The sequence below is a fragment of the Collinsella aerofaciens genome (assembly GCF_015556945.1).
GTDB classification, from domain to species: domain Bacteria; phylum Actinomycetota; class Coriobacteriia; order Coriobacteriales; family Coriobacteriaceae; genus Collinsella; species Collinsella aerofaciens_AO.
Genome location: NZ_JADNNH010000041.1, coordinates 1 through 9400 on the forward strand (window position 1 = coordinate 1; position 9400 = coordinate 9400).

Consider the following 9400-nt stretch of genomic DNA (forward strand, 5'->3'; position numbering starts at 1 on the left):
GGCGTGTTGGCACCACCAGCGTAGTGGCGGCGGGGAGGCACGGTGGCCATTATTCGGTGACCGGGATTGGTCAAAATCGTTTGACTATTAGCGGCTAAAATCGCCCGGCGCTAACAGGAGCTTTGGGCATGTGGTCCCTGTCTCCACATTTGCGCGCTGATCACATGGGGAATTCAATGAAAATACGCATGCGTTTATACAAAACATGCAATGGCGTCAGCAAAAAGGGTGCGAAAAAAATGACGCCTTATACGACTACGATTCGATTTTGGTGTCAACCTTGGTGTCAAAAAAGAAAAAAGTCAGAGGCTTAACACCTCTGACCTGTGCTTTAGATGGTGGGCGATACAAGATTCGAACTTGTGACCCCATCCGTGTGAAGGATATGCTCTACCCCTGAGCCAATCGCCCGTCGCCTTTCGGCAAAAGAGATACTAACATAGCCGTGCGCGGTTTACCAAGAACTTTTTGCCCTCGATTGTAAATTCCTGGGCGTCGGCCGCACCATGGCAAGCGCCGTAACCAGCAAACCCGCAGCTCAACCACCCTTTACCGCTTGATCCACGAGGTCTCGGGACGACAGATAAGTCGCGCGTTGTTGTACGCCATGTCGAGCGTGAGGCACGTGCGTGCGGCATAGAAGCCATCCTCGCGCTGGATGGTCAGCGCCAGCTCAGGCTTGTCGCCGGTTAGGCACAGCGGCAGCAGCAGTTGGATTCGGCTGCCGTAGAACTGCGGCACCGCGAGCGTGTAGTTGGCGGCGGCGCGACGGGCAGCCTCGACGACGGCGCCCTCAAAGGTGCGACGCAGCAGCAGCGAGTTGCCCTCCCCCATCAGGCTGGCGGGAATACGAGTCAGGTTCTCTTCGTCGCCCAGAATGTGGTCGATGTTGGAGCGGATGGGAAGGCGGTAGTCAAAGACAAGCTCGGAGGGGTCCTCGGCAAAGCGCACGCGGCACGGCAGGTACTCAAACGAGACCAGCATGGGGTCGCTCTCCTTAAAGAAACCCTTCAAAAACCAGCGCTGGCGCGCGTCGGGCTTGGTGTTGGGCTCAAACAGGCCGTAGATGGTCTCGTAGCGGCGCGTGTACAGGCCGGTGTTGAACAGGCATCGGTCGTCGTCGAACACCAGCGGCAGGTTGGACGGCGCGGTCTGGTCCACGTCGCGCTCGGTCAAAAATACCGCGCGGCTAAACGAAAACGACAGGTAGTTCTTGAGAATGCGGTTGCAGGGACCCCAGTCCTCGGGATCGGCGAGGTCGGCCAAGCGCTCGTAACAGGGCTCGGGGCAAAACGCAAAGTCGTATACATTGCTGCACAGGGTGTTGGGGATCTCCATGTGGCGTCCAATCCATCTCATAGCTGGCGTGCGGATGCTTTGATTCTATACGTGCGAAGCGTCGTCGGAGATCACGATGCAATGGCACCTTAGCTCGTTGGCTAGATCGTCGAGCGTGCGGCGTCTAGCAACGAGGTCATGGATCCAGGCGTAGTACTGGTTGTCTTTGGGCTCGGAGCTGTCGGACAGCTCGACCGGAGTGCCGGCGAACCTTAAGACGGACAACGCAAAGACAAGGCTGGTGCGTTTGTTGCCGTCCTCAAAGATGTGGTCCTTGACCATGTGCTCGGCCACGTAGGTGACCTGGTCAAAGATGTCTGTGAAGCGATCGGCTGGCGATTGGCCGAATATCGTGCAAAACGCACCCACAAGCACGGACTCGACGCGCCGAAGTTCGCGCGCGGCCCTTTCGCCCGTAGCGTCGGTCGTATAGCAGCGTCCGATTGTTAGCAGCGTACTGTGAAGGCGCATGACGGCGCCGGCCATGGCCTCGAGCGACCCAGCGTCATCGAGCACTAGCGGCGCAACAGGAAGCACCCGCCCGTCAACATCGGCAATCATGAGTTCTCCAAAAGCCTGAGCGCGTTGGGCATGGACGCTATGGTTGACTCAGCTGCAAGGTCGATTGACATAATGATGTCAAGTGAAATAGGCGAAGTGGAATCTGCCTCGTGCGCAATTGAAGGATCTTCCTGGCCAGCACAATCAGCACCGTCATCAACTTGAACGTAGTTCCAAGGCATGTCCGCCTCCTTTAAATAGATACGCCTCGCGGACGTCGTGGCGAGGTAACACGCGAGAGCCGACAGCGGATATGTCGACAAGCGTGATCATGGTTCAATTGCGGTTTAGCAATAGAATGTCAGGGAATCATCACCAAAGGTTTCGCGCCACTTGTCACAAATGTATCGATGGTTCATGGTGATTAGTTTTGAAAGATCCCTGAGATCCTTAGCCGGAATCTTGCTCTCGTTGTTCGCAAGTGTGCATCCGCCATTTTTAGTGAGCCAAAACTTAGTCGAGTTAGCAGCCGCCCTCTTTACCCCTACATGGATGTGAACGGGTTCTCCGTTTTCCGCGATCCAAAAGAACAGAACATACTGTCCAAAAACAAGAATTCGAGGCATTATGCCACCGCCGGTCCAGCTTTTTGCCGTTCTGCAAGCTCGAAGATAAACGGAGCGTTTGATCTAACGAACTCGGTCAAAAAATCCAAATCGTCAGTAGAAAATCCTTCGACGTTAAACCATTTGACCGCAGGTAGAAAGCATTCTGCATGGTCAAAACCAAAATCAACCGGGCGCTCGACGGCTACGCGAACGGTCCCGTCGTCTCGTGTTTCTGAGTAGGCAAACTGAGTGCCGTCATCTAGCTGAACATAGCTCCAAAGCATTGCTGCCTCCTTAGTGTTTATATCCAAGTATAAACAGCCGCTTAGATGCAACGTGATGCGAATTGAATTATTCCCATAAGACCTGAACTGCTGATTATTTGTATTACTGAGATTTGAACCACCTCACGCTTCAGTGTCTTTTCGGCATGAAAAACTGTCATTGTGCGATGGTCGTGCTTTATGTCAAGGATCGTACTCAGATTCAAGCGCTTGCCTGCTTAACTGTTTGCAAGCGCTTGAATTCTATAGATTACCCAAATGCTGCTCAACAGTCTCCATGCCAACCTCCACATATTTCAGGAGGCCTTGTATATCGTTGTAGTTCTTGGGTAATCGATCTATTTCAATACCAGTAATTTTGGCGAATAATTCGATTGTTAGATCGAGTGCGAAGTCGATTAGTTTTTGAATTTCGCTGAAAGTTAAAGGAAGTCGCCTAACAAGCTCATCATAATTCAGTGCTTCTATGTCGTTATGGGCGAAAACTTTATTTCGCTGATCGCGAAGCATGTCAGTTAGTTTATTGAGACCGTTGAGTCGTTTTTTCCACAAATTGGAAAGGTCATGAGTGGTTATACACACGGTAACCATTTCGTAATGATCTCCGAACAGTTTTTCATATGAGCGTTGAGACTCAACTTCTTTGGGGTAAAAACGCTCCTCGTCCTCTGCCAATGGGTGAACGATTGGATTAAGCCTGTCAAAGTTTGGTCGATTACTGAATATGGAGATTGCAAGTGCGTCGATTTCAGCAGAATGAGACGAGACTTCTTCTATCAAGTTCCCAATACTGATGTCGCTTTTGGCATCAAATAACCGCGCGCAATTCATGAAACAGGATTCGGTTAATGCAAGTTGTGTAAAGCTGAAGAAGCAGCCAGCGCAAATTACTTCATTCTCATAGCCAGAAGATGCTTTAGACAGTTCGCGAAGGATTGCTAGTTCCGTGTTGGCATAAAATGCCTCGTTGTACAGATAGCTGCAACGCTCGAACAGCTCAAGAAGGTCCGCGTTTAATTCTTTCTTGGCAGCGTCAACTGTATGATCCGATTCGTGGTTCATGTTAGATAAATCCTGAGCAATTGTCGTTATAATCTATTCTACTAATGCGTCGTTACGAATATGGTCTTCTACATTGCTTATCGAAATGGGTGCTTCAGCAGCGACATGCGGCAGCCATGAGCACTGTCCCAAGCAGCGAAAGCGCCAAAGAAGCGGCTATCCAGTTGTTGTCGCCGGTCTTGGGGAGTGCCACAGTTGTTGCGGTGGCAGGCTTGGGCTTGACCGTCTTGGCGACCGTGGTCTTGGTTGTCGCGGCCGCGGGTTTCAGCGAGGGATTTGCCGTGGGCCCCGTGGTGGGCTCTCCAGCAGCGGGGCTTGAATCGGCGGGAGACTTTTCCGCCCCACCGCCCGGTACCTCGCCCCTGTCCGTCTCCCCCGCCGGAGACGTGGCTACATCGGGCTCAATCACCACATGCGGTGCCACCGCACCGGTGGCATCCACCACGCCACCAGCTCCAAATGCCCCACCAGCAGGCGCCATAAACCGCGCGGAAACAAGCGACCCGCCCGTGCACGCAACGCCGCCGTCGGCACCGGCCGCATCGAGCCACGAGGCAGCGACGGAAAGCCGGCAGCCAGCCGCGCCAGCACCAATGCCCAGATCCTGCAGATACACGCCGTAGGCGCGCACGCCCGCTCCGGACCCGGCTCCCGCGGCGACGACGCGCCCGCGGCCGCGCACGGCCATGTCGCCGGCGATCACGCCGGCCACGGCCTCGTCCGTGACGTCGGCCCCGTCCGCCCGGGCATCGACGGCGCAGCCGTCCACCACGAGCGCCCGCGAGACGTGGATCGCGCACTGCGAGCCCGATGCCGCCAGGGACCCGGTGCCGCGAAGCGTCAGGCTGCCCCACACCTCCATGCCGCACTGCGTGATGTCCGCATCGGGCGCATTCGACTCCGTCACCGAGTTTTGCCCGGCGAGCGTCACGACCAGGTCGCCGTCGGCGGCGGTGGCGTCGCCCGCGTAGCCGTCAAGCTCCAGATGGCCGGCATCGGTCCAGGCCCAGCCGGGGCCCGACACGCCCGGCTCGCAGCACGTCGCGCCCGCGATAAACAGGCTCTCCGCGCCCGCGGCACAAGAAGGCCCGCCCAGCAAAACGCATAGGCAGGCCATGGCAGCGATCGCGATGTGATGACGGCCGGTGTGGGACTCGGCGGCAAACATAGCCGCTCCGATCTTCGCAGGAGCCAATAGAATATGCACCAGAAAAATGCCCTGGTAGCAGCACCTATTAGTTTAGCGAGATCGATGCGGGAGCAAAGAGAAATCGCGTGGGCAATGTCCACAATTAGGTGTAAATCGTTTTGCCAGCCGGTGAAAGGGAGAATCAGCTTCCGAATTCGCCCTTCACGTTTCTGATGATGTTGTTTGATAAATGGTTCCGATAGTCCATAAAAGATGGTTCATAATAGATTTAGATGAAAAACCTTCGGATTTGTAAGGCGGGGTCGCTGAGACGGTACCGCCTAGTTTTATCAGCGTGCGCCTAACGATCGAGATCACATTCTCCCTCGCGCGCGAAGAAGTCTTGCCCTGCGAAGACTATGATCGGTTGGACAGGCCCGGCGTATATCGCGTACTTCCGTAGTTTTTCTTCGGAATATCCGTATTAAAAATACGGGCAAATTGACCAATTTGCTAAGCTACTTTATCCTGTGTTTCAAATAGACTCAGAAAGCAGAGGAGCCGTGCCATGCTCAAGAAGTTTTCGGTTTCAAATTTCAAGTGCTTCAATAAGCGAATTACATTTGATCTATCCGATCCCGCCAACTATTCATTCAATCAACAGGTAATTCAGGATGGCATTAAGGCAAAGGGCATCATATATGGTGCGAATGGCAGTGGAAAGTCCAATTTCGCCCTCGCGATATTCGACATTGTTCTGCATCTGACCGACAAGGAAAAGCTGCTCAAAAAATACTCGCCATACCGGTGCCTTAATTCAAAGAGTTCAATTACAGAGTTTCAATACGATTTTGTCTTCGACAATATCGAGGTCGTATACCGCTACGGGAAAACCGACCCACAGACGCTTGTATACGAGAGTCTGTACATTGCTGGCGTGGAGGTCTTGAGCTACAGGTTCGACGCTCAAACGGGCCATGTTGACCTGCCGGGCGCCGAGTCCCTCTCGCTTTCTACCGATCTCCCCACTGAGTCCGACAGGCTGTCGCGTGTCAAATATGTCAAGAGCAATGCAATACTGCGAGATGAGCCGTCTGCCAGGGCGTTTAGAGCCTTCACCTCCTTTGTCGACAACATGCTCATGTTCTACTCGCTCGATGAGCGTGGATATCAGGGGCTTTCGGTTGGCTCGGATATCTTTACCCAGGGCATTATTCGCGAAGGAAAGATGGAGGACTTCCAAGAATTCTTGCGCCAGCAGGGAATCTCCCTGAACCTCGTATCCGTGGACGTGAATGGAGTTCCCGAGCTTTATTGCAGGTTCGAGGGCGGTACCGTTCCGTTTGCGTCGGTCGCCTCGACAGGCACCATGTCACTTGCTCTGTACTACTACTGGTATATCAAGATGAGCAAGGCTTCCTTGGTCTTTATCGATGAATTCGATGCCTTTTATCACTTTGAATTGTCCCGGTCGATCGTGGAGATGCTACGGGACCTTGAGGGTGTCCAGGTTTTCATTACGACGCACAACACGGACCTTTTGACGAACGACCTCATGCGCCCCGATGTCTATTTCATTCTCAAGGAGGGGGAGATTCGCTCGCTGGAAAAGCTAACACCCAAGGAGCTCAGATTGGCGCATAACCTCCAGAAGATGTTTAAGGCCGGTGCTTTCGATGGCTAGCCCGGTCACGCTCTTCATCGTTGAAGGAGAGTCGCGTGACCTGCGCTTTGCGGTGAAGATGAAGGATCTTTTTCTGAAAGGGAGAGATGACCTGAGGGTGATCTGTCTGCCAGCGGCGCAGAACATCTACATGCTTTACGAGCGGCTTGCAGAGGAGGACTTCGATCTGGATGTTGTGGAGGTACTGAGAGAAACGGTGCCTTCTGCTGCAAAATGTCTAGAGGGCGTGGAGAGGGATTCTGTTGATGAGGTCTTTCTCTTCTTTGACTACGACTCTCATCAGAACAATGCGCCTGGATGCGAGTCCGATGCCCTTGTGGAGGCGATGCTCCTCGCATTCGATAACGAGCACGAGAGCGGAAAGCTCTATATAAGCTACCCGATGGTCGAGGCACTGTACGATTATCGCGCAGGGCAGTGCCAGGCGCATTCAGGCTGTTTTGTTGACAGCTCGGAAATCGCTCAATATAAAAATAAGTCGGGAGAGGGAAACGTTAACGTGGGGAAGCACATGGAGCTTCCCCAATGGAAAGATGCAATCGCTGCCTTCGTATTGAGATGCAAGTGCCTGCTCGGTCTCGATGAGGTTTCATTTGAGACGTATCGAGAGCTGGTTACGGTCGATGCGATCTTCCGCGAGGAGAAAAGGATGCGGATCGAGGACGGTTCGGTGTTTGTGCTATCGGCTTTTCCAGAGTTTCTGCTCGACTATTTCGGTGATAAGTTCTTTAATTCCATGGCTCCGATGCGCCACCTTAAGTTCGATGATTGCCCCCGAGGAAATGGATGAGACGCAATTAATCTCGCGGGTACAGGTTCTCCTGTCTAAATTGTGAACTCGGCATAAGAAACGTTGTTGGCCATGCCCCGGACAGCATCCAGTCGATGATGTTCTCTTGCCTGATGCCGCCGCGACCTCCCACGTCAACGCGGTCGAGCGTGAGCGGGGTCTTCGGATAGTTGTTCCGAATCGCCTGCAGCGGCGCGAGCTCGGGAAAGTACCTCACTATCAGCTTCCCCCACTCCGACTTCGGGTTCACGCAGGTGATGTGGAACCCGTTAAGCCCAGCTTGGACAAGCTGTTAGGAGACTGGCATTTCGCCTGCGTCGATCTCGAGAGGATCGGCGACAAGGTTGCGAACAAGGACTGGAAAGGTCATTATGAGGGGTAAATAAGATGACAGACAACACGTATTCGGGAACTCTAAAATTCAAAGATGTTGATTTTGTCTTTGTGTTCGATGGCTCTGAGCTTGTTCTCATCCCGCCCAAAGAATGCAAGAATGACATTATGTGGGGTTGGCTAAAAAAAGAAATTTGCCCCGGTGTGTATACATCCGGCGACCCTTTGACTGTTGATGTGCCTTATCTTGACGGCTTCTGCAACGAGACAAGCAAGCGATTGATCTTTTTGACCAGGGAGGAATCGACTGTCGGAAGTCGAAATTCGACTCTGTATATCAACGTTGCTGGGTATCTGGAATGTAGCCCGAATACCAATGGTTTTTGCAGGATGACTCTATCCGGCAGTGCCTTGAATTACATTCATCCGGTTAATAGGGCATTCTCGCAGGTATTTGATTCTGACGACCTTACAGAAAAGGGAATCATCTCTATCAGGACAAATGGATTCGACAGAACTTCGACCGTGAAGAGAGCATTTCGCTTTGAGGGCAGAGATATCGCGGCGTATTTCTCAGTTGGGTGGACATGCAGTATGAAAATTAGTACTCCACCCATCACCCTTAATTCCAGCATGATTTTCGAGTTTGATGAAACGGACGATTACTGGTTTTTCTATCGCCTGTGGCATGCAGCAGAAGACTTCCTCAAATATCTGACATTCAGCAAAAACACACTAATTGAGGATTGCAGCCTGCAGGCTATGTACGACGACTCGCATTACCCCAGCACAGCTGAATTCAAGCTAGCGAGATCCTCAGTGCCATTTGATACCAAGCCTCTTGAAAAAGGTCGATATATTCAGCTGTCTTTGCTGGACCCGTATGAGATTAAAATGTTTGGAGCGATTGCAGACGGAGAAATCTACCTAAGGCATATTCCTGAAACATGCGAAAAGGGACATACGCTCGATGCATCGGACTTCGTGCTGACTTCCGCAGCATTTGAATGGGAATTTGACCAAGCGTATCCAAGCGGAGTTGTCAAATCAGAAGCTCGAGTGGCTGCTGAGCAACGAGCATCAGCTCAGATGGATGAATGCATTAACCAAAGCTCCGGAAAAGCTAAAAAGATATTGAAATATGCAAAGAAGAGCATCGGCTTTAGCAATCTGGAATCGAAGATAGTACAGGCTGGTCGAGATTTTCATGAAATGATTGGGGTATTTGGGGAAGGTCTATACAAAAGGAATGATGAGGAATTTTCCTACGAAGTCATTGGAAGCAGGCTGGCTGAGCAAAGAAATGACTTTGCCCATGGAAACATTGACAAGGATTTCAAAGGTGCTGCCATTCTTGATTTGCTGCTTCTACGCTATCTTGTCTATGCAATGCAGCTGAAGCGCATCGGTGTCTCAGCTGCAAATACTCGCAGAGCGATAAATGAGCTATTTGGCTTAATGTATTACCTCCCTGCAGAAGACGGTGACACAGAGACGGTGGCCAAGAACACTGAGATAAATGAGCCGAACAACGAAACCGAAGGCAATGCAGACGAAATCGTAGAGGCGGAATAGAATGGTTCCCGACTGCTGACGCTCCTATTTGGCAAGGTGTTTTTTAGAATCCATTTTGCGCTCGGCCTCGAAGGCTTGCCTGTCCCAATCGAGCGG

The 9400-nt window shown here is 52.2% G+C and carries 11 protein-coding genes and 1 tRNA gene; 3 read left to right on the forward strand and 9 right to left on the reverse strand.

Annotation, left to right across the window (positions count from 1 at the left end; all coding sequences use genetic code 11):
* Nucleotides 1–336 precede the first annotated feature (336 nt).
* The 8 genes from I2F59_RS09400 to I2F59_RS09435 all read right to left on the reverse strand — a co-directional run bounded on the left by I2F59_RS09400 (nt 337) and on the right by I2F59_RS09435 (nt 4961).
* Nucleotides 337–411 (reverse strand) — tRNA-Val (locus tag I2F59_RS09400).
* Nucleotides 412–549: 138 nt separating this feature from the next.
* On the reverse strand, nt 550–1338 hold the full coding sequence (locus I2F59_RS09405) for a DUF3825 domain-containing protein (RefSeq protein ID WP_195503970.1): 789 nt from the start codon (nt 1336–1338) through the stop codon (nt 550–552).
* 45 nt (nt 1339–1383) lie between these two features.
* Complete coding sequence (locus tag I2F59_RS09410; protein ID WP_195503971.1) at nt 1384–1899, reverse strand: Fic family protein; 516 nt, start codon at nt 1897–1899, stop codon at nt 1384–1386.
* Nucleotides 1896–2081, reverse strand: a complete 186-nt coding sequence (locus tag I2F59_RS09415; protein WP_195503972.1) for a hypothetical protein — start codon at nt 2079–2081, stop codon at nt 1896–1898. Before I2F59_RS09415 ends, I2F59_RS09410 begins: the two co-directional genes overlap by 4 nt.
* A 105-nt stretch (nt 2082–2186) precedes the next feature.
* Nucleotides 2187–2465 (reverse strand): DUF4160 domain-containing protein, encoded by a 279-nt coding sequence (locus I2F59_RS10105; RefSeq protein ID WP_082421950.1) that lies wholly within the window; start codon nt 2463–2465, stop codon nt 2187–2189.
* Nucleotides 2465–2731, reverse strand: coding sequence for a hypothetical protein (locus tag I2F59_RS09425; RefSeq protein WP_117762964.1), 267 nt, complete (start codon nt 2729–2731; stop codon nt 2465–2467). Before I2F59_RS09425 ends, I2F59_RS10105 begins: the two co-directional genes overlap by 1 nt.
* Nucleotides 2732–2974: 243 nt before the next feature.
* On the reverse strand, nt 2975–3793 hold the full coding sequence (locus I2F59_RS09430) for an AbiU2 domain-containing protein (RefSeq protein WP_195503973.1): 819 nt from the start codon (nt 3791–3793) through the stop codon (nt 2975–2977).
* 94 nt (nt 3794–3887) lie between these two features.
* Nucleotides 3888–4961 carry a hypothetical protein gene (locus I2F59_RS09435; RefSeq protein ID WP_195503974.1) on the reverse strand — a complete coding sequence of 358 codons (1074 nt, stop codon included), beginning with the start codon at nt 4959–4961 and terminating at the stop codon, nt 3888–3890.
* Between the two features lie 529 nt (nt 4962–5490).
* Between I2F59_RS09435 and I2F59_RS09440 the strand changes: the two genes are divergently transcribed.
* Both I2F59_RS09440 and I2F59_RS09445 read left to right on the forward strand, forming a co-directional pair.
* Nucleotides 5491–6606: an AAA family ATPase gene (locus I2F59_RS09440; RefSeq protein ID WP_118267980.1), complete on the forward strand. Its 1116-nt coding sequence runs from the start codon at nt 5491–5493 to the stop codon at nt 6604–6606.
* Nucleotides 6599–7396 (forward strand): hypothetical protein, encoded by a 798-nt coding sequence (locus tag I2F59_RS09445; RefSeq protein WP_195503975.1) that lies wholly within the window; start codon nt 6599–6601, stop codon nt 7394–7396. The genes I2F59_RS09440 and I2F59_RS09445 overlap by 8 nt, the downstream gene beginning before the upstream one ends.
* A 7-nt stretch (nt 7397–7403) precedes the next feature.
* On the opposite strand, the gene I2F59_RS09450 is transcribed toward I2F59_RS09445, so the two are convergent.
* Nucleotides 7404–7613, reverse strand: a complete 210-nt coding sequence (locus I2F59_RS09450; protein WP_195503976.1) for a hypothetical protein — start codon at nt 7611–7613, stop codon at nt 7404–7406.
* 170 nt (nt 7614–7783) lie between these two features.
* Here I2F59_RS09450 and I2F59_RS09455 point away from each other — a divergent pair, with 170 nt between their 5' ends.
* Nucleotides 7784–9304, forward strand: coding sequence for a hypothetical protein (locus tag I2F59_RS09455; protein ID WP_195503977.1), 1521 nt, complete (start codon nt 7784–7786; stop codon nt 9302–9304).
* Nucleotides 9305–9400: the final 96 nt, after the last annotated feature.